The sequence below is a fragment of the Phenylobacterium sp. genome (genome assembly GCF_036502675.1).
Taxonomy (GTDB): Bacteria; Pseudomonadota; Alphaproteobacteria; order Caulobacterales; family Caulobacteraceae; genus Phenylobacterium.
This window is the reverse complement of sequence record NZ_DASXYF010000048.1, coordinates 1-20,120: the sequence shown is the minus strand read 5'-3', so window position 1 is coordinate 20,120 and position 20,120 is coordinate 1. Positions and strand designations below refer to the sequence as shown.

Sequence of the window (20,120 nt, the reverse complement as noted above, 5' to 3'; positions counted from 1 at the left end):
GAGGGCACGGCGTGTTGCAGGTCGGCGCCGGCGCGGATGTCCTTGCGCGCCAGCTCCTGCGTGCCCAGCGCCGTCACCGACACCGGCACCGACTGCAGCGACTCCTGCCGCCGCCGGGCCGTGACGACCACTTCCTCGATCGCCGCGCCGCCCGAGCCGCTGGCGTGGGCGTCCGGCGTCTGGGCGAAGGCGGCCGATCCGCCGCCGCTCAAGGCCAGGACGCTCGTGGTGGCCATCAAGGCCCAGCTGATCCCGCTTCTCATGCTTTCATCCCCTTGGGTTTTCTGTCGTGAATCTGTGGGGCGCATGGAATCCATGCACCCTCGACGTCTATGCGACCGCGACCTCGGGCGTCGGCGTGACGCGCGAAGGTCGCCGATCAGAACATTTCGATTACCTGTGGCGCCTGCCGGATTCCGGCACGAGGAACTCCGCCCTCGAAGACGCCAGCGCCAGGTCGCGCCAAGTTTTTCTCCCTCTCATCGCGATGCTGCTTTCACGCAGTCTGAACGCGCACGTCGGCGTGTTCCCTGGCGGCGGGGTCACCACGCGCCGGCAAAACCAAGGGACCGTAGTTTTTGCGTGAAGTCAACGCTTCCCAGGCGCTGTAAGGGGTTGCGCGTGATCGTCGGCTTCCGGTTGTTGTATTGACGAAACACCTGCGGCCATTTTTGGGGGATCGCGTCAGATCTGAGCTGAGGCGAGAGGCGGGGACGTTCTTGCGCCCAGGCCCCGGTTTGACGTCGCCCCCAGACGCCACGCTCGATCCCCGAAAAGGTGGAGCGCGATCCGTGGGCGCCTGACAGGCGCACGGCGCGTGTTTCAGTCCGCCAATCTCTCGCCGGCCGCCTCCGGACCCCGCGCCGCGGTCAGGCCGGCATCTGCGTCAGCGTGGTCAGCGTCATCACCCTGACGCCGTCCTGGTTCGTGACCTCGACGCGCGTGCTGACGACGCCACGGTCGGGTTTGCTCCGAGAGCGCCGAATGTCCACGATCTCCCGACGGGCGTGCAGCGTATCGCCGGGACGGACAGGGTGAAGCCATCGCAGTTCGTCGACGCCGAGACCAAGGATCGGCGTCGCACCGAACGGGCGGGCGTCCACGAGGTCCCGCATGACCAGCGCGGCCACATGCCAGCCACTGGCGATCAGGCCCTTGAAGGCGCTCAGTCGGGCCGCCTCCGGATCGGCGTGGAGCGGCTGTGGATCATAGAGCCGGGCGAAATCCAAGAGCTCCGCCTCGGTCATCACGATCGGTCGGCCGGTCCAGGCGTCGCCGACCTTGAGGTCGCCAAGGTGCAGGTCTCTGTCGGGCATGACGCATCTCCTGGCGCCGTCGGGGGTTCGGTCCGGCCCTGCACGCCCCGGCGACCGCGTTGGCCATCGTGCCGATGTGGTCGTGCGACGCGCAGAGAACAAGAACCTTGGCCCTGGCGATGTCGTCGCGGCAACAACGAGGCCACGGCCTCTCAGGCCCGCAGACGGCCTTCCTTCCGCAACCACGCCCCGATCTCGCCGATCCGCCCCTCCCCCGCCGCCAGCGAGGCTGGGCTGGTGTGCACGGAGTAGTAGCCGAGCACGAGATCGTGGGGGTGGGCGACCGCTGAGCCGAGGACAAACTCAGTGTCCGCCTCGGCGAAGAGGTCGATCGCCGTTTCGCCCGGCTCGAACCCCACGAGTTCGCCGGCGCTCACACGCTCCGGCGTCGCGAGCCGGCCCTTCCCCAAAGCCATCCAGGCGACCGTATGGTCGGCGGGCGGCTGGTAGCGCCAGGATTCACCGGCCTTCAGGCGCAGGGCCAGATAGGTCATCGAGGACGGCGCTTCGAGCGAACTTGCCGCAGCGCCGTAAGCGCCGACGAGGACCCGGGCCGGGCCGTCCCGCGCGACCTGCTCCGGCGCCTGGTAGATGCTTTCCACCGGGCCGAGTTCATGCTCCGGCGGAAGCGCCACCCAGAGCTGGAACCCCCGGGTCCGGCCGCTGTCGCCGGCTCCGCCGCCGTGCCAGGCGCCGTGGCCCGCCTTGAACCATTCGACGCCGCCTTCCGGCAACACGCCGGTTGCGCCCGTGGTGTCCTCGTACCGCACGCTGCCTTCGAAGAGGTGGGTCACGGTGGCGATGCCCGAGTGGGGATGCAGGCCGAGGGCCGGAACCGAGGCGCCTTCCATGTCGAACAGGTCGAGGAACACGAACGGCTTCAGCACCTCGCCCAGGTCGCCGGGGCTCATCAGCCGGGTGATCGGGCCGTGGCGGCGTCCAAGCGTGCGGTAGACGATCCTGCGCGGGCGCTCCCGGGTCGGGGCCCTCGAATAAGGCGCGCTGGCCTGGGTCATGTCGAAGCTCCTTTTTTGGGCGGCCGCCGCAGCGGCGATGTGGATCGGAGGTTCTGTGCGGTCGCGGTCGATCCGCAGGCGCGTCACGCCGCCTTCTGCGACGCCGCTTCACGTGCGCCCTTCAGGGCGCGGGTCCACCAGGCGAGTTCGTCCAGCATGGCGACGGCGGCGGGCTCCAGGTGCGGCATGTCGGCGAAGGTCTTGCCCTGCATCAGCATGCCGATGAAATCCGCGCCGCCGATATGTACGCCCGATCGGGTCGGCGCCATCTGCAGCTCGATGGCGATCAGCCGCAACTGCTCCACCGCGCGGGCGCCGCCGACCCCGCCGTAGCCGACGAAGGCGGCCGGCTTGTGGTTGAATTCCCTGTAGGCATGGTCGAGCGCGTTCTTGAGCACGGCGGGCGGGCCGCGGTTGTATTCGGCGGTGACGAAGATGAAGCCGTCGAGTTCGGCCACCTTCTGTCCCCAGCGGCGGGCGGCCTCGTCCTTCGGCGGCGCATAGGCCGGCGAGACCGGTTCGTCGAAGAACGGCATCGGATAGTCGCGAAGGTCGACGATCTCGACCTCCAGGTCGCCGCGGGCGGCGGCGATGTCGCGAATCCAGACCGCAGGCTTGTCGCCGAAGCGGCCCTCCCGGGTGGTGGAAATGACGATGCCGATGCGTGGCCCGCTCATGGCGAACTCCTTCAGCGTTGTGGTCTACAAAGGCGACCTGCACTAACTTAGAAACCGCGTCGGCCCTGTGAAGGAGGCACTTTGATGAAACCCGGTCACCTGCACGGAACCGATTGCCGCCCGGTCGCCGAGATCCTCTCCCGCATCGGCGACAAGTGGTCGGTCATGCTGGTGATGGAGCTGAGCGGCGGGACCCGGCGGTTCAGCGAGCTGCGCAGGACCCTGCATGGGATTTCCCAGAAGATGCTGACGACGTCGCTGCGCGGCCTGGAGCGCGACGGTTTCGTCCGACGGACCGTCCACCCGACCATTCCGCCGAAGGTGGAGTACCAGCTGACGGACCTCGGGCGGGAGTTGGCGGTCCCCGTCAGGGCGCTGGGGGAATGGGCCATGGAGAACCGCGCGCGCGTGCTCGCCGCCCGCGAGCGGTTCGACGAGGCCACGGACATGCACGCCACCGCCATGGCTCTGGCCCAGCAAGCCGCCCGCTAAAGGTTGTCGACCCGGCCCGTGGATGGCCCGAAAGGAGGCATCTACGACATTTGATGTCGGGCGAGCGGGTCCTAGCCTCCTTGTGGACAGTCGCGCTCAGGAGCGGGTCACGGCGCTCATGTCGCCGCGCTTGGGCCTGCGTCACGAAATGCCGCTGTGCTGAGCCTTGACGAGAACGTCCATGACGGAACAGTCGTCCAAGCCGCCTTCCACGGTTGTGAGAGCTGCGCCGCCCCCTCCATCGTCGCACGAAGGGCTCCGTCTTCCCGCGTGCGCAAGCCGGGAGAACGCTCCGGTGATTGCGCTGACGATCAACGGCACGAGGCGCGAAGTCGAAGTCCCCGCCGACATGCCGCTGTTATGGGTGCTGCGTGACGTGCTCGGGCTCACGGGGACCAAGTTCGGCTGCGGCGTCGCCCAGTGCGGGGCTTGCACGGTGCATGTCGACGGCGCGCCGCTGCGGTCGTGCCAGCTGCCGGTCGGCCGACTGGGCGCGCGCGCCGTGACGACCATCGAGGGAATCGGCGAAACGCCGGCCGGGCGCAAGATCCAGAGCGCCTGGCTCGAGCTCGAAGTGATGCAGTGCGGCTACTGCCAACCGGGCCAGATCATGTCCGCCGCGGCATTGCTGGCGAGCAACCCGGCTCCCCAGGACGCCGACATCGACGCCGCCATGGCCGGCAACCTCTGCCGTTGCGGCACCTATGTGCGGATCCGCGAAGGGATCAAGCATGCCTCCCGGAGCGCGTGACCGGGCCGATCACGCGCCGCGCGACGGCGACCTGTCGCGCCGGGCGATGCTGCACGTGACCGTGGCGGCGGGGGGCGGCTTGCTGCTGGGCATCGGTTTGCACGCGCCGACGGCGGCGTCCGCCGACGAGGACGGCCAGGCGTTCGTCCCCAACGCCTTCATCCGCGTCGCCACGGACGGCCATGTCACCATCATCACGCCGGCCATCGAGATGGGTCAGGGCACACGTACGTCGATCGGGGCGATCCTGGCGGAAGAGCTCGACGTCGGCATGGACAACGTCACCGTCGAGGACGCGCCGCCCGACCAGAAGAAATACGGCAACCCGCTGTTCGGCATACAGATGACCGGAGCGTCGAGCACGACGCGGGCCTGGTATACGCCGTTGCGCAGGGCGGGCGCCTCGGCGCGGGCGATGCTGGTGACGGCCGCCGCCAGGGGCTGGGGCGTCGATCCGGCGAGCTGCCGCACCGCGGACGGCGTCGTGCATCACGATCCAAGCGGACGATCGGCGCCCTACGGCGCGCTGGCCGGCCGGGCCGCGGGCATACCGCCGCCGGCCGAACCCGCGCTCAAGGATCCGAAGGACTTCAAGCTGATCGGCCGCTCGCTGCATCGCCTCGATGCGCCCGACAAGGCCAGCGGCAAGGCGATGTTCGGCATCGACGTGATGCGACCGGGCATGAAGTTCGCGACGCTGGCCTCGAGCCCGACCTTCGGCGGCAAGGTACTCCGCGTGGACGACAGCGCGGCGCGCGGCGTCCCCGGCGTTCGCCAGATCGTGGTGCTCGACGATCTCGTCGCGGTGGTGGGCGATCATTACTGGGCCGCCAAGCAGGGACTCGACTCGCTGGTCGTCGAATGGGGCCCCGGCCCCAACGCGAAAGTCCGGCAAGCCGACATCTGGTCGGCGCTGGAGCGGGATTCGACGGGCCGGGGCGTGGTCGTGACGCAGACCGGCGACGCGGCGGGCCGACTGCGGGAAGGCGAAGTCTTCGAGGCGACCTACGAGCTGCCGTTCCTCGCCCATGCCGCGATGGAGCCGATGAACTGCACGCTCCACGCGACCCCCGGGCGCTGCGAAATATGGGTGGGCACGCAGGTTCCCGGCAAGGCGCAGGGGGGCGCTGCAGCGGTGCTGGGGCTCAAGCCGGAGCAGGTGGTGGTGAACAACCATCTGATCGGCGGCGGCTTCGGGCGGCGGCTGGAGGCGGACGGCGTGATCACGGCGGCGCGCATCGCGCAGCATGTCGATGGGCCGGTGAAAGTCGTATGGTCGCGCGAAGAGGACATCCAGCAGGCCCTCTACCGCCCGGTCTATCACGACCGGCTGCGCGCCCGGGTGGCGAACGGCAAATTGCTCGCATGGCATCACCGCCTGACCGGCTCCTCCATCCTGTCCCGCTGGCTGCCGCCGGCGGTCAAGGACGGGATCGACGCCGACGCGGTCGACGCGCTCGAGCCGCCTTACGACGTCCCTCACCTGCTGACCGAATACGTCCGCAGCGAGCCGCCGGCGGTCCCGACCTGCTTCTGGCGCGGCGTCGGGCCCAACAGCAACGTCTTCTCCCGTGAATGCTTCATCGACCTGATCGCGCACAGGACCGGTGTCGATCCCGTCGCCTTCCGGCGCGGCATGCTGGCCAAGACACCACGCGTCCTGGGGGTGCTGGAGCTTGCCGCCGCGAAGGCTGGCTGGGGGGCGCCGGCCGTGGCCGCCGCGGGCCGAACCGGCCGCGGGGTGGCGGTCCTCGCAGGGTTCGGCAGCTTCGTGGCGGCGGTCGCCGACGTCGCCGTCGCGGATGACGGAGACGTCGCGGTGACGCGCCTGGTCATCGCGGCGGACGTCGGAACCGTCATCAGCCCCGATACGGTCGCGGCCCAGGCCCAGGGCGGCGCCGTCTTCGGCCTCGGAGCGCTGCTGCACGGCAGGATCACCGTCGCCGACGGCAAGGTCGAGCAAAGCAACTTCCACGACTACCGCGTGGTGCGGATCGACGAGATGCCGACGATAGAGGTGCATCTGCTGCACAGCGCCGAAGCGCCGGGCGGCATCGGCGAGCCGCCGACGGTGGTGGTGCAGCCCGCCGTCGCCAACGCGATCTTCGCGGCGACCGGCGTCCAGCTCACCCGCATGCCGATCGATCGCTCGCTGATCGCGCGGAAAAAGACATGACCGTGCGGCGAGGACTGCGATGGGCCGCGCTGGCGGTCGGGGCGATCGCAGTCCTCGGGCTCGCGCTGGTGCTCTGGATGGCGAAGGGGCCAGGCCCAATTGATTTCGCCCATGGCGCCCCCCTCGAGCTCGCCGCCTATCGCGGCGCGTCGCCCACCGGGACGCCGCCCGAACTGGCGGGCGCGCCGCTGCTGGCGCGCGGCGAATATCTTACGCGGGCGGCCGATTGCGAGGCGTGCCACACTGCCCGGGGCGGCGTTCCCTTCACCGGCGGGCGGCCGTTCAAACTGCCGTTCGGCACGCTCTACACGCCCAACATCACGCCGGATCCCGGGACCGGGATTGGAGCCTGGAACGATGCAGAGTTCCTTCGCGCCATGCACCAGGGCGTCGGCCGCGGCGGAAAGCCGCTCTATCCCGCCTTCCCGTACCCCTCCTATACGCTGCTGACCGACGCAGACGCGCTGGCGATCAAGGCCTATCTGTTCTCGCTGAAGCCGGTGAGGAACACCGCGCCGGCCAACGCCCTGGCGTTCCCGTTCAACCAGCGCTGGCTGATGACCATATGGGCCGCGCTGTTCAATTCCGACCGGCGGTTCCGGCCGATCGCCGAACGCAGCGCCGAGTGGAACCGCGGCGCCTACCTGGCCGAGGCGGCAGAGCATTGCGGCGAATGCCACACCCCGCGAAACCTGATGCAGGCGCTGGACAACCGCCGCAAGTTCGCGGGCGGCGTCGCGGAAGGCTGGAACGCCTACAACATCACCAGCGACCGCAGCTCCGGCATCGGCGACTGGAGCGCGGCGCAGGTCGCCCAATACCTTTCCTCCGGCCACGCGGAAGGCCGGGGCGCCGCGTCGGGCCCGATGAGGGAGGCGGTCGACCTCAGCCTGCGACACCTGACGCCGGGCGACATCGCGGCTCTGACCACCTATCTGCGCACCGTGCCGGCGCTGCGAAGCGCCAACCTGCCCATGGCCGCCGGACCAGCGCCCGCGTCGCCGCGCAAAGGGCCCGCAAACAACCCGACCGGCAAGCGGATCTTCGAGGGCGCTTGCGCGAGCTGCCACGCCTGGACCGGCGCGGGCGCGATGATTTCCGAGGCGCAGCTCACGGGCGTGCGATCGGTGAATGATCCGAGCGCCGCCAACGTCGCGCGCATGATCCTCGCCGGCGCCGGCCGGCCCGGCGGGCATGTGCCCTATATGCCGAGCTTCGCGGCATCCTACACCGACACCGAGATCGCCGCCGTCGCGAACTATGTGGTGGCGCGCTTCGGATCGAAGCCGTCCTACATCGGAGCCGCCGACGTCGCCAGGATGCGGGCCGAGCCATGACGGCGTGCGGGAAGCCGCGCAGGCCTCGCCGGTCGGGCTGCGTTGCGGCCGCCGCGCCGCGGAGGGTTTGACGACTCGACCGCCCCGCGCCGCCCAGGTTCGGCCCGCGCCGCGCGGAGGCGGTACCTTTCCGCGGATATCCATGCCAATAGGACGCTCGGGTCCTGTGGGACAGCCGCCCGGCGCTCACGATCCTCCGCGGCGTCGCGCCGGACAAGACCTGGATTTCGAGGAACAACCCTCCCTTTCGTTCTCGCCGAGGACCGCACGATGCCCAACGCCGCCGTGATCGTTGACGCCGTCCGTACACCGATGGGGCGCGGCAAGAAGAGCGGGGCCCTGGCGGAGGTCCACCCCGTCGACCTCCTGGCCACGACGTTGCGCGCCCTCGTGGACCGGTCCAAGCTCGACCCCGCGCTCATCGAGGACGTCATCGCCGGGTGCGTGACGCAGGCGGGGGAGCAGGCCGCCACCCCCGGGCGGATGGCCGTACTGGCCGCCGGGTTCCCGGAACATGTGCCGGCGACCACCGTCGATCGCAAATGCGGATCCGGTCAGCAGGCCATCCTGTTCGCGGTGCAGGGCGTCATGGCGGGAATGAACGAGATCGTCGTCGCCTGCGGCGTGGAATCGATGAGCCGCGCGCCCATGGGAAGCGCGGTCATGGGCGCCGACCCTTTCGGCCCCGCGGTCCGGCGGCGCTATGCACCGGGCCTCATCGGGCAGGGCCTGGCCGCGGAACTGGTGGCGGCGCGCTGGGGCCTTTCCCGCGACGAGCTCGACCGCTATTCGGCGACATCGCACCGACGGGCGGCGGCCGCCCGGGAATCGGGACGCTTCGGCGCTGAAACCTGCGACGTGCAGACGCCCGCCGGCTGCGTCGACCGGGACGAAACCATTCGCCCCGAAACCACCGCCGAGGCCCTCGGCCAGCTCAGGCCCTCGTTTGTCGATGAAGTTTTTCGCGAGAGGTTCCCCGAGGTCGATTGGCGTGTGACGGCCGGCAACTCATCCCAGATCACCGACGGGGCGGCGGCGATGCTGATCATGTCGGAGCGGATGGCCGGCCGCCTCGGCCTGCGGCCCCGGGCGCGCATCGTCTCGTCCTTCGTCTGCGGGGCGGATCCCATCGAGATGCTGACGGCGCCGATCCCGGCCTCCCGACGCGTCCTGGAAAAGAGCGGCCTTACGATCGACGCCATGGACCACATCGAGGTCAATGAGGCCTTCGCGTGCGTGCCGCTTGCCTGGCAGGCCGAGATGAAGGTCGATCCGGAGCGGCTCAACCCTTGCGGGGGGGCCATAGCGCTCGGTCATCCGCTCGGCGCCTCGGGCGTCCGCTTGATGACCACCATGCTCCATGCTCTGGAGCGTAGCGGAGGCCGGTATGGCCTTCAGGCCATGTGCGAGGCGGGCGGCATGGCCAACGCCACCATCGTCGAGAGGTTGTAACGTGAAGATCGAGGGGATCAGCGCGGTCGTGACCGGCGGCGCGTCGGGATTGGGGCTTGGCGCGGCGCAGCGGCTGGTCGGACACGGGGCCAAGGTGGTGATCGTCGATCTTCCGACCTCGAATGGCGAGGCGGTGGCCGGCGGGCTCGGCGCCTCCGCGCGGTTCGTCGCGGCCGACGTGACCGACGAGGCGCAGATGCGGGCCGCACTCGACGCCGCCGAGGAGGCCGGTCCGCTCCGTGCGCTCGTCCATTGCGCCGGACGGGGCGGTTCGTTGCGCCTCCTGGACAAGGAAGGCGCAGCCGGCTCGCAAGCCATGTTCGAGGATATCGTCCGGACCAATCTGTTCGGCACCTTCAACACCCTGCGGCTGGCTGCGGAGCGGATGGCCCGCGCCGAGATCAAGGCGGGCGAAAGGGGAGTCTGCGTACTCACAGCCTCGATCGCCGCTTATGAAGGCCAGATCGGGCAGATCGCCTATGCGTCATCCAAGGCCGGCATGGTGGGCATGACGCTCGTGGCCGCACGGGACCTGGCGCAGCGCCAGATTCGCGTGTGCACCATCGCGCCCGGAGCCTTCGACACCCCGTTGCTGGCGAGGGTGCCGCAAGCCGTGCGGGCGAGCCTCGGCGCGTCGGTTCCCCATCCCGCGCGTTTGGGAGCGCCCGAGGACTACGCGATGCTGGCGGCGCACATCATCGAGAACCCAATGCTGAACGGCGAGACCATCCGGCTCGACGGGGCCTTGCGCATGGCTCCGCGGTGACGCCGGCGGGCTCGCTATGCCGGCGCTGACGCCAGCAGGGCCGGCTCGGCCGCGGGAGGTTCGGAGGCGCCCGGGCTACGGCCGGCGTAGGCGTTGCGCCGGATCGTCTGCGGCGGCTCTCCGAACGCGCGCAGAAAGGCGCGTCGCATCCGCTCGCGGTCGCCGAAACCGGTCTGCTGCGCCACGGCGTCGATCGGATGCCGGCTCTGCTCCATCATCAGGCGCGCCGCCTCGACGCGCAGGTTCTCGACCGCCCTGGCCGGCGATTGTCCGGTCTCGGCGCGAAAGGCCCGGCTGAACTGACGCGGGCTGAGCCGGGCCGCATCGGCCAGCTGCGCCACCGACAACAGCTCGTGCAGATTGCTCCTGGCATAGGCGAGCGCGTCCTGGATGCGATCGGACTTGGGCGCGAGCTCAAGCAGGGCCGAGAACTGCGACTGGCCGCCCGCCCGCCGGTGGTAGACCACCAGCTTCTTCGCCACGGATCGGGCGAGTTCGGCCCCCAGGTCCTGCTCGACCATCGCCAGCGCCAGATCGACGCCCGCCGTCATCCCGGCCGAGGTCCAGATCGCGCCGTCCCGGATGAAGATCCGGTCCTCGTCCACCTTCACCTTGGGGAACCGCGCCCGTAGATCGCGCGCGTGGGCCCAGTGCGTCGTGGCCCGGCGCCCGTCGAGAAGACCCGCGTCGGCCAGGATGAAGGCGCCGGTGCAGGTCGCCGCGACCCGGCGGGATCGCCCGACGGCCTGCTGCACGAAGCGGACCAGGCCGGGCGTCGTCGGTTCGACCTCGGCGCCGCCGCCGACGACCAAGGTGTCGTAGGCGGTGTCGTCGAACGGCTCGGTCTCCACGCTCATGCCGATCGACGAACGGATGGGTCCGCCCGTCTCGGACAGAAGCCGCATATCGTAGACGGTCCCGCCCGCCGCGATATGCGCAAACTCGAACACGGAGGCGGCGGCGAGGCTCATCACCTGAAAGCCCGGAAACACGATGAACCCAATGCGTCGCATGGCCGCCTTGCGCCCTCTGTCGCGTAGCCGACACCCAGCCCGCCATCACGATCGGTTTGAACCGCTCGCCGAAGGCCTGCAACATAAGACAGGCCGGGGCCGGCGCAATCATATCGCGGCGCCTACGATCAGGCCGGGCCTCGGCGCCGGTTCCCCGCCGGCCGCGCGGGGCGTGCCGGGGAAGCACCTCAGCCGGCGGTCAGTTGATGACGCCCTGGCTCTTGAGCCGCTCGATGGCGTCCCACTCGAGGCCCAGATCCATCAGCACGGTCTCGGTGTGCTCGCCGTGGTCGGGGGCGCGCTCGGCCGTCGGGCGGACACCGTCGAACTGGGCCGGGCTGGCTACCACCGGGTAGTCGCCCGCCTCGCCGTGGACGGCGATGACATAGCCGTTGGCGGTTGTCTGCGGATCCCGGGCCGCCTCGGCGGCGGTCTGCACCACGGCCCAGGGGGTGGACGAGTGCTTCAGCCGCTCGACCCAGTCGGCCAGGTCGCGCTCGGCGAACACCTGGTCCAGAACGCCGATGCAGGCGCGCGCGTTGGCCGCTCGCGCCGGACCGTTGGCGAAGCGGGGATCGTCAAGCAGGTCCTTGCGTCCGACGATCTCGGCGAAGGACTCGAAGTGCTTGTCCGTCCGGATCCCCGACATGTAGATCTGCCGGCCGTCGCGGGTGGTGTAGGCGGTCACCAGCGGGTTCGGCTGGTCCAGGTGGCCTCGGCGCGGAATGGTGTCGATGTCGTAGAGTTGGCTGGCGATCACCGCCGGGGCGAAGGCCCAGATGCCCGACGACAGCAGCGAAACGTCCACCACCGCCCCGCGGCCGGTGCGCTGGCGGCGGACCAGGGCCGCGGCAATCCCCCCCGCCAGGAAGGCGCCCGACGACAGGTCCCCGAGCGCCGGGCCCGCCTGCGGGACGAATTCGCCGACCGCCTGGCTGGCGCCGTGGGCGATACCGGTGCGGGCCCAGAAGTCGGTGTGGTCGAAGCCGCCGGACTCCCGCTCCGGCCCCTGGTCGCCGTGGCCGCTGGCGCGGGCGTAGACCAGGTTGGGATTGACCGCGTGCACATCCTCCACATCCACCCGGAAGCGCCGGCGCGCGCCGGGCAGCAGGTTGGTGATGAACACGTCGGCCCCGCGCAGCAGGTTCATCAGGACGGCGTGGCCGTCGTCGACGGAGACGTCCAGGCCGATGCAGCGTTTGCCGCGGTTCATCTGCTCCCACATGAAGGCGACGCCGACATCCTTGGCCGGCAGACCGGCGATCACGTTGGCGCCCTTCATGGGATCGGCCGTCGCGGGCGGCACGATCTTGACGACGTCCGCCCCCCAGTCCGCCAGCACCGCCGCCGCCGCCGGCGCGAAGGCGTACATCGAGAGCTCGACGACCTTTACACCGTCCAGAAGATCATAGGCCATCGGTCGTCCCCACAGGTTGTATCGCGCCGGAAGGCGTCGGAAAGCGAGGTCTTCAGAACAGCAGATGCCCCCGGCGTTCGCCCAAGTCGACCGTTTCCGAGTGTGATCCCGCTTTCCCGTTTCGAATGGCGGAATGCGCGGCCTATTCCAGGCGGATCGTCCGGCCCTCGTCCGACGACCTCTGGAGCGCGTCCAACAACCTGTGACGCGCGACGCCCACCTCGAAGCCCGGATCGACCGGCGCGCCGGTGCGGATGGCCTGTTCCAGGCGCTGGTAAAGGTGGGCGACGTTCAGCGGCGGCCCGTCCGGCGTCTCGGGCGGCGCCTCCCTGAACCGCTGCGGCGTGGGCAGCTCCTCCAGCGGCGCGCCGTCGCGCGAGCCCATCACCACGCAGGGCACCCACTGCGGCGAGATCGTCGAGGAGAGGACAAGCGTGCCGCGGCTGCCGTAGATCTCCATCCGGTATCCAGGCGAATTGTGCGGCACGTGCGCCACCAGCGCCGAGACCAGCGCCCCGCCCTCCAGCACGCCGTTGACCATGATGTGATCCGGCGCGTCCACATCATGCCATTCGCCCGTATCGGTGTTCCGCCACCGCTTCAGGCGGGTCTCGACCCTCGCCGCAACCTCGGTGAAGTCCCCGAGGGCGAAACACAATCCGTCCAGGGTGTGATTGGCCCGGATGATCGTCACCCCGGCGCCGTTCTTCCGGTCGCCGTGCCACATCCGGTCGGCGGGCCGTTCGTCGATGGCCCCCGGACTGTACATCGTCATATGCACGGTCCTGACCTCGCCGAGGTAGCCCTCCGCGAGCAGTTCCTGCAGATGCAGCATCGCGGGATCGACGCGGAACTGCAGCCCCAGCAGCGCGCACACCCCCTGCTTCTTCGCCGCCGCGGCCATCTCCTCGGCGTCGGCCAGGTTGAGCGCGAACGGCGGCTCGCAGAAGACGTGCTTTCCGGCATCGAGGGCGGCCATCACCATCGGATGGTGGAACGGCACCCGGACCGATACGGCGACGATGTCGACGTCGGGGTCCTGCGCCATCTGCCGAAAGTCATGGAAGCTGCGCGACACGCCGAACGCCGTCGCCGCAGCCGCTGCCGTCTCCGGCCGGGAGGTGCAGACCGCGGCGATCTCATAGCCGGGCAGGCTGCGCAGCGCCGGGACGTGGGAGATCGCCCCCCAGCTCTCGCCCGAGGAGGTGTACGGGGCCACTCCCTTGGTCGTGGCCGCGACCGCTCCGCCCGGATTGGCGCCAATCAGGCCCACCCGCAATTTCTTCGTCATGACACCTCCCTTTTGCTCTTTGGCAAACGCTGCTCCCGGATCACGCTCATCTCATAGAACAACATCTATGACAAAAACTATGACCTCAGGAAGTTAGTTTTTTCCGATCACTACTTTATTACGGCTGCAACACACTTCATATGACGTAGAAGGTTGCTTGTCGCAACAACAGTCCGAAGATCACTTCCCCTTGCGGCCTCAGGCTGCCGAGATCGCGTTGCGCGCGGGCTTCAGGCAAAAGACGAAGATGATCGTGCCGAGAGCCGCGGCGGCGGCGGCCATCGTCGCGATTGAAAGGCCGACCTTGGCCGGATCCCGGAACACATGCTCCGTCAGGATGGCCACGATCAACGGTCCGAGCGCCGCGCCGACGATATTGAAGACCATGGTGAACAGGGCGGTGGTGCGGCCGCGATACTCGACGGGCGTCGCCAACTGGAGATGCCCGACCGCGGGAGCGGTGAACGGCATCAGCAGATGCACGATCGGCAGCGCCGCGAACGCCATAAGCGGACTGTCCGCCAAGCCGTAAGCGACCACGGCGCCGACGCCGATGAGGGGGAACGTGATGGCGTAGAGCCGGATGTGGGCGTCCTTCACCCCGCGGCTGAACCATCGGTCGACGACCCATCCCCAGCCGGCATGGCCGATCATGCCGCACCCCGCGTTGATCACCCCCAGGAACAAGCCGATTTCAACCATGCTCAGGCCGAACCGGCGTTGAAAATAGGTCGGCGCCCATGCCCCGGCGCCATAGGCGATCATGGCGATCATGCTGTAGCCGGAGAAGTGGAGCGTAAGGTATTTCATCCGCGAACGAAGAAACGCGCCGTATCCGTCCGCAGGTTTTCCTTGCGGCGCCTTGACCGCCGCCGGCTCGGAAGGCTGTTTCTGAACCCGGGCGCCGCGCGGGGCGATGAATATCAGCGGCGCAATCAGCAGCCCGGGCGGCCCAAGCACGAGAAACACCAGCTGCCAGGGCTGCACGTCGCCGAACAACGGCAAGCTCATGCTCCCTTGGGAGGCGGCCCAGGTGACGATCGCGCCCCCCAGAATGATCGCGACGGGCAAACCCAGGGACGCCCCGGCGCTGAAGATTCCCAAGGCCATGCCGAGCCTGCGCGGCGGGAACAGATCACCGATGATGCGGTAGGCGGCCGGCGAGAGGCCGCCCTCGCCGATGCCGACGCAAAGCCGCGCCGCCGCCAGTTGCCAGAAACTGCCCGCCAAGCCGCAGGCGGTCGTGGCCAGCGACCATCCGGTTATGCAGAAGAAGATGACCCCCCGGCGGGAATAGCGGTCGGCCAGCCAACCCAGCGGGAACGCGAACAAGGCGTAGAAGACCCCGAACGCCAGCCCCTGCAGCAGGCTGATGTCGACGTCGGTGATATGGAGGTCTTTGCGGATCGGCTCGACCAGCAGCGATAGGATGCCCCTGTCGAGGTAGGAAAGCACCAACATCGACCCGAGGATGACGAGCGTCAGCCACGCCCGCACGCTGATCCGGTCGTCGTCGGCCGCTACGCTCCTCAGGTCTCGCAAAGGGATGCCTCGCCTCAGGGAAAATGACGTGAACCCGCCGCCAGGTCTCAGCCCGCCGTCCTGCCGGGGTCGGCAGGACGGCGGGATAGCGCCGAAGGGTCAGAAACGATAGTCGGCGCGCACCCCCCAGGTCCGCGGCTCGCCGTAGACGTGGTAGTCGCCGAAGGCGTTGCCGGTGCGCACGATGTAGTAGCGCGCGTTGGTGACGTTGTTGGAATAGACCGTGAAGGTCAGCTTTTCGTCCGGCGCCCGCCAGGCCGCCGACAGGTTCAGCAGGGTGAAGGCCCCCTGGCGGAACCGGTAGCGCGCCCCGTTCAGCCCCCGGTCGCTCTGTTGCGGCGAGTAGGCGCTGGAATAGGCCAGGTTGCCGCTGAAGATCAGGGCCGCGCCGCCGGAAAGCGGCGCCGTGTAGTCCCCGCCCAGGTTTGCGGTCCAGTCCGGCGCGCGCGGCATCTGCTGGCCGCTGAGGTCTTGCGTGCAGGGGACCGTGGCCGGCGGCGGCGCCGCGTTCGGGCAGGTGGCCGCGTTCAGGCCGGTGACTGCGTTGGGCAGGTTGGCCGGCGCGCCGTGGAAGTCCTTGTAGCGGGCGTGGTTGTAGGCGACCGAGGCGCGGACGTTCAGGTTGTCGGTGACCGACGCGCTGGCCTGCGCCTCCACGCCGTAGATCTTGGCGGTGGCGGCGTTGGTGGTAATCGCCGTCTGGATGTTGTTGATGACCTGCACGGCGCCGACCTGCAGGTCTTTGTAGGAGTAGTGATAGGCCGAGGCGTCGAAGCGGAAGCGGCCGCCCGCGTACTTGTAGCCGACCTCGAAGGCGTCCAGCTTTTCAGGCCTGACCGCATTGAAGGGCGCGCCGAGGTTGATCACGCCGCTCTTGAAGCCCTTGCTGTAGGATGCGTAGACGTTGGCCCCAGGCTGCAGGTTGTAGCGCAGCACGGCGCGAGGGGTCACGCTGTGGCTTTTGGCGACGCTGTCGGTCGCCAGCGTGCCGTTGGGGTTGCGGACCACCAGGCCCCGGGTCTCCTGGCTGTACCGCAGGCCGCCGGTGAGGAAGAAGTTGTCGGCGAACTGCCACGTGGCGTCCGCATAGCCGGCGTAAGCCTTGGTGTCGGAGAGCGCATCCTGTTGCGGGACGAACACCGTCGACGGAAAGGCCCGGATTTGACGGTTGATGCTGTTCGCACTGGCTTTGTAGTAGAACAGGCCGAGCACGTATTGCAGCGCGCCGGGGCTGGTGGAGGTCAGGTTCAGTTCCTGGGAAAACGCCTTGTCCATCTCCAGGTTGCGCGAGGTGTAGTACAGGGCGTCGGTCAGGTCCGGGTCGTAGTCGGTCCGGTCGTGCTCGCGCTCGTAGCGCGTAAAGGACGTCAGCATCGCCGGGCCGAGGTCGTAGGCGATCTTCGCCCCGCCGCCGACCAGCCGGGTCGGGTTCTTCGGCGACTGGTTCATCGACGACCGGTCGTCGCGGGTCTCGATGATGGCGCTGGGGAAGGCCGCCTTGGCGGCCACCCGCCCGTCGGCGGTGTAGGCCAGGCCGACGCCGTTGGAGGAATAGACGTCGTCATAGGCCAGGGTGATGCTGAGATTGTCGGTCGGGCGCACCAGCAGCTTCGCGTTGATCGCATAGTTCTTGACCGGCGCAATGTTCGTGCCGTCGTAGTTGGTGATGTACCCGTCGCTGGTGCGGGAGTAGGCGGCGATGTTGAACGCCGCTTTGTCGTTGATCGGTATGTTCACATAGCCCTGGACGCGCACGTCGCTGAAGCTCCCATAGCCGGCGCTGAGACGACCGCTCATCCCGGTCAGCGAGGGCTGGATCGTCTCGATCAGCAAGGCGCCGCCGGTGGCGTTGCGGCCGAACAGGGTGCCCTGCGGGCCCTTCAGGATTTCGATCTGCGAGATGTTGGTCAGTTCGAGGTTCAGGCTGCGCTGGAACGGCCGGTAGAACCCGTCGACGTACACGGCGACGTTGTTTTCCGCCGAAGCGCCCACCAGGCCGGTGCTGACGCCGCGGATGGCGGGTTGCACATAGACGCCGAAGCGGGAGATCTGGACGCCCGGCGCGATGCGCGCGATGTCCTCCATCTTGGTGATGCCCGCCCGCTCCAGCGTCTGGGCCGAAGCCGCCGAGATCGCGATCGGCACGTCCTCGAGCCGCTCTGCGCGGCGTTGCGCGGTCACGACCACTTCCTCAACCGCAGGTGCGGCTTCGGCCCGGCTTCCTGCAGCCGCCGGCGCGGTGGACTGAGCCTGCGCGCCGCCCGCGATCGCCACCAACGATGTGGCCGCGAGTAGCAGGGTCCGCAGTTTCGTCTCTCGTGTCAGGCTGGTCATTCGTAATTCCCCGGTGTCCTTTTTGTCGGCGTTTGCCGATCAGCCGCGCCTTAGGAGCGGCTCTCGATCGTTGTTGTATGCGGTGACGACGGCGCGGCGCCATCCGACGACTGGTCGCGATGGCGGCCGGGCAACAATCCTCCCCGCGCGCAAGATGACGACTTCCGCGTTACGAGCGGAGTACCATATGGTAGCAGCTAAAGGCCCGGCCGCGGGTAGGTGTTTGGGTGCAAATGGGCGCTGGGCGCCCCTCTGTCCCGAAACGCGGGCCTGGAAAATTCGGGTAATCCTAGCGCACAACCATACAACTTTGCGTCGAATAGGTTGATCATTCATTAAGACTGATCGAGGATGGCGTGATGACATGGCGTCAAGATCGTATGCGGCGGCGACGCCCTGCTGTTTTTAAATTGGACTGAAGTCATGCCCGGTGGGGGCGCAGCCAGGATGCAGGAAAGCGAGATCATGAACGAAGAGCTGCGCCGGATTTCCAGTCAATTCGCCATCCAGCAGGCATTGGCGCGATATTGCCGCGGCGTCGACCGCATCGACCGCGCGCTGCTCGAAAGCGCTTACTGGCCGGACGGATATGACGACCACGTGGCGTTCGCCGGCGCGGCGCCGGAGTTCATAGACTGGGTCCTGGAACTCCTTTCGAACGACATCGCCACATCGCATTCCCTGGGCCAGTCCCTCTTCGCCCTGGAAGGACGACGCGCCGTCGTCGAAACCTATTTCCAGGCCCGGAGCCACCGGCGCGCGCCAGGGGGAGAGATCCTGTCCATCAGCTCGGGGCGCTACGTCGACCAGTTCGAAGAGCGCGAGGGCGAGTGGCGCATCTTGAACCGCAAGGTCCTTCTGGATCTCCGCCGTGAAATTCCGCTGCCGCCGGAGCAAGCGCCGCCGCCGGGACCGGAGCCGTCATGGAAGGGACAGCAAGGCCTCACCGACCCGTCGTATCAGTGGCCGGCGTTGAAGGCGCTCTGAAGACCTGCGCGCCGCCCCGGCGTCGCGGCGATCGCAGGCGCCCCCCACGGGCCGCTGCACCGCTTCCGTCCAGGGTCCGACACCGGCGTCGGCCTTGCAGGACCCGCTTGCCGTCGCCGCCGCCGGACCCCAAACTGACCACCCGGCGTGTTCGGGGGTGCGACCGGGAGCGCCCGGCTGCGGGCCTTCTGCAGATCGCCCGTTGAACATGGTGCGTCGCAGGGAGCCGCCGTGGACATCCGCACCCTTCGGTATTTCGTCGCCGCCGCCGAGACCGAGAACCTGAGCCGGGCGTCCGAGCGCCTGAACGTCGTGCAATCCGCTCTGTCGCATCAGATCCACGGGCTTGAGAAGCAGCTCGGCGTTCAGCTGTTCATCCGCACCGGGCGCCGGGTGCATCTTTCCGAAATCGGCAGGATCTTCCTGGAAGACGCCCGGGCGGTGCTCGAGGCGGTCGACACTGCGAAGCTCCGCGTCGATCAGGCCGCCAAGGGGGCCGCGGGCGAGTTACGCATCGGAATCGAAACCAATTCGTCTCGCAACGTCCTGGTGTCCGAAACCCTGCTGGCCTACCGGGCCGCCTTTCCCTATGTGGCCGTGCATCTCGTCCCCATGCCCTCGGGACGCCTGTTGGAAGCGATCGTCTCGGGCGGTGTCGACGCCGGATTTATCTACGTCTCCGGCACGTCGCCGGAACTCAGCGCCGTGCTCCTGCAGAAGGCCAATTGGCTTGTCGCGCTTCCGCGCGACAGCAAGCTGGTGAACCGCGGCACGATTCGATTGAAGGATCTGAAGGACGAACCGTTCATCTGGTGGCCGGCCAACACCTCGCCGGTCATCAACGACAGCATGTTGGCCACATGCCTGGCCGGCGGGCTGGTCCCCGACATTGTCCAGGAGGCCTATAACGAGATCATGATGATCAATCTCGTCGCCGCCGGCTTCGGGATCTGCTTCGTCATCGACGCCGTGACGCGCCAATGGCCTGGCGACATGGTCATATTCCGCAAGGTCGAGGACTTATCGTCGCCGCTCAATCTCTCTCTGGTGTGGCGGCGGGACAATGACGCGCTGACGCTGCCGCATCTGGCTTCCATCGCCGAAAAACTGTCCGACGCGGGGCATGCCTAGCCTCCGCCCTCTGCGGGCCGCCGCTCGAAGCGCTTTCCCCCTATGCTGCAAGCATCTGTATCCGGAGGATCAGCTGCCGGAGGGTTTTCCCATTCCCGCCGACCAGCCGACGCGGTTCCCGCCGATCCAGGCCGAGCCGCGGCCTTGCGAAGACGGGGCGCAAGGAAGGTTATGAACCTGCCGGACAGGATGTCAGACGGACGACGCGGCTTATGAGTGAAGTTGCACAGACCCTCGGTTGATACTAGTTTCGGGAGCGATTTGGATGGCCTAAGTTCAAGGGGATCACTGATCGCGCCCCGCGATCGCCAGGAAGCAGACTGGCCGGGCGTCCGGCGCAGAGGTCCAGGGAGTTAGACGATGGATATGGTCACTGAAAAGGGCGCCGACAGCAACGGCGAGGCGCCGCACGGCAATACGAG

General features: G+C 68.3%; 17 protein-coding genes and 1 pseudogene. 9 read left to right on the top strand and 9 right to left on the bottom strand.

Annotation, left to right across the window (positions count from 1 at the left end; translation table 11 throughout):
- A pseudogene (locus VGL30_RS05390) lies at positions 1-263 on the bottom strand (TonB-dependent receptor); the annotation flags it as partial.
- Positions 264-289: 26 nt separating this feature from the next.
- Between VGL30_RS05390 and VGL30_RS05385 the strand changes: the two are divergent.
- Positions 290-586 (top strand): hypothetical protein, encoded by a 297-nt coding sequence (locus VGL30_RS05385; RefSeq protein WP_331537571.1) that lies wholly within the window; start codon positions 290-292, stop codon positions 584-586.
- Between the two features lie 283 nt (positions 587-869).
- Here VGL30_RS05385 and VGL30_RS05380 read toward each other — a convergent pair whose 3' ends face one another.
- The 3 genes from VGL30_RS05380 to VGL30_RS05370 form a co-directional block, all read right to left on the bottom strand.
- The gene (locus VGL30_RS05380; RefSeq protein ID WP_331537568.1) at positions 870-1,316 is read right to left on the bottom strand and encodes a MaoC family dehydratase; all 447 of its coding nucleotides are present in this window, start codon (positions 1,314-1,316) and stop codon (positions 870-872) included.
- 152 nt (positions 1,317-1,468) lie between these two features.
- A complete protein-coding gene (locus VGL30_RS05375) occupies positions 1,469-2,332 on the bottom strand; it encodes a pirin family protein (RefSeq protein ID WP_331537565.1) in 864 nt (287 codons plus the stop codon).
- 83 nt (positions 2,333-2,415) lie between these two features.
- Positions 2,416-3,009, bottom strand: coding sequence for an NADPH-dependent FMN reductase (locus VGL30_RS05370; RefSeq protein WP_331537563.1), 594 nt, complete (start codon positions 3,007-3,009; stop codon positions 2,416-2,418).
- A gap of 84 nt (positions 3,010-3,093) precedes the next feature.
- On the opposite strand from VGL30_RS05370, the gene VGL30_RS05365 reads away from it, so the two are divergent.
- From VGL30_RS05365 to VGL30_RS05340, 6 genes are all read left to right on the top strand, one after another.
- Entirely contained in the window at positions 3,094-3,501 is a 408-nt protein-coding gene (locus VGL30_RS05365) for a helix-turn-helix domain-containing protein (RefSeq protein WP_331537561.1), read from the top strand.
- A 295-nt stretch (positions 3,502-3,796) separates the two neighbouring features.
- On the top strand, positions 3,797-4,252 hold the full coding sequence (locus VGL30_RS05360; RefSeq protein ID WP_349257087.1) for a (2Fe-2S)-binding protein: 456 nt from the start codon (positions 3,797-3,799) through the stop codon (positions 4,250-4,252).
- The gene (locus tag VGL30_RS05355; RefSeq protein WP_331537559.1) at positions 4,233-6,428 is read left to right on the top strand and encodes a xanthine dehydrogenase family protein molybdopterin-binding subunit; all 2,196 of its coding nucleotides are present in this window, start codon (positions 4,233-4,235) and stop codon (positions 6,426-6,428) included. The genes VGL30_RS05360 and VGL30_RS05355 overlap by 20 nt, the downstream gene beginning before the upstream one ends.
- Positions 6,425-7,765 (top strand): cytochrome c, encoded by a 1,341-nt coding sequence (locus VGL30_RS05350; protein ID WP_331537557.1) that lies wholly within the window; start codon positions 6,425-6,427, stop codon positions 7,763-7,765. The genes VGL30_RS05355 and VGL30_RS05350 overlap by 4 nt, the downstream gene beginning before the upstream one ends.
- A gap of 270 nt (positions 7,766-8,035) precedes the next feature.
- Positions 8,036-9,217 (top strand): thiolase family protein, encoded by a 1,182-nt coding sequence (locus VGL30_RS05345; protein ID WP_331537555.1) that lies wholly within the window; start codon positions 8,036-8,038, stop codon positions 9,215-9,217.
- Position 9,218: 1 nt separating this feature from the next.
- Entirely contained in the window at positions 9,219-9,983 is a 765-nt protein-coding gene (locus tag VGL30_RS05340; protein ID WP_331537552.1) for an SDR family NAD(P)-dependent oxidoreductase, read from the top strand.
- 14 nt (positions 9,984-9,997) lie between these two features.
- Here VGL30_RS05340 and VGL30_RS05335 read toward each other — a convergent pair whose 3' ends face one another.
- The 5 genes from VGL30_RS05335 to VGL30_RS05315 form a co-directional block, all read right to left on the bottom strand.
- Complete coding sequence (locus VGL30_RS05335; RefSeq protein WP_331537550.1) at positions 9,998-10,996, bottom strand: GlxA family transcriptional regulator; 999 nt, start codon at positions 10,994-10,996, stop codon at positions 9,998-10,000.
- Between the two features lie 199 nt (positions 10,997-11,195).
- Entirely contained in the window at positions 11,196-12,413 is a 1,218-nt protein-coding gene (locus VGL30_RS05330) for a CoA transferase (protein ID WP_331537548.1), read from the bottom strand.
- Between the two features lie 142 nt (positions 12,414-12,555).
- Positions 12,556-13,704 (bottom strand): Gfo/Idh/MocA family oxidoreductase, encoded by a 1,149-nt coding sequence (locus VGL30_RS05325; RefSeq protein ID WP_331537546.1) that lies wholly within the window; start codon positions 13,702-13,704, stop codon positions 12,556-12,558.
- A 198-nt stretch (positions 13,705-13,902) separates the two neighbouring features.
- Entirely contained in the window at positions 13,903-15,246 is a 1,344-nt protein-coding gene (locus VGL30_RS05320; RefSeq protein ID WP_331537544.1) for an MFS transporter, read from the bottom strand.
- A gap of 99 nt (positions 15,247-15,345) precedes the next feature.
- Positions 15,346-17,427: a TonB-dependent receptor gene (locus VGL30_RS05315; protein WP_331537542.1), complete on the bottom strand. Its 2,082-nt coding sequence runs from the start codon at positions 17,425-17,427 to the stop codon at positions 15,346-15,348.
- 618 nt (positions 17,428-18,045) lie between these two features.
- Between VGL30_RS05315 and VGL30_RS05310 the strand changes: the two genes are divergently transcribed.
- Positions 18,046-18,567: a nuclear transport factor 2 family protein gene (locus VGL30_RS05310; RefSeq protein ID WP_331537540.1), complete on the top strand. Its 522-nt coding sequence runs from the start codon at positions 18,046-18,048 to the stop codon at positions 18,565-18,567.
- A gap of 231 nt (positions 18,568-18,798) precedes the next feature.
- On the top strand, positions 18,799-19,698 hold the full coding sequence (locus VGL30_RS05305) for a LysR family transcriptional regulator (protein ID WP_331537538.1): 900 nt from the start codon (positions 18,799-18,801) through the stop codon (positions 19,696-19,698).
- The last annotated feature ends 422 nt before the right edge of the window (positions 19,699-20,120 follow it).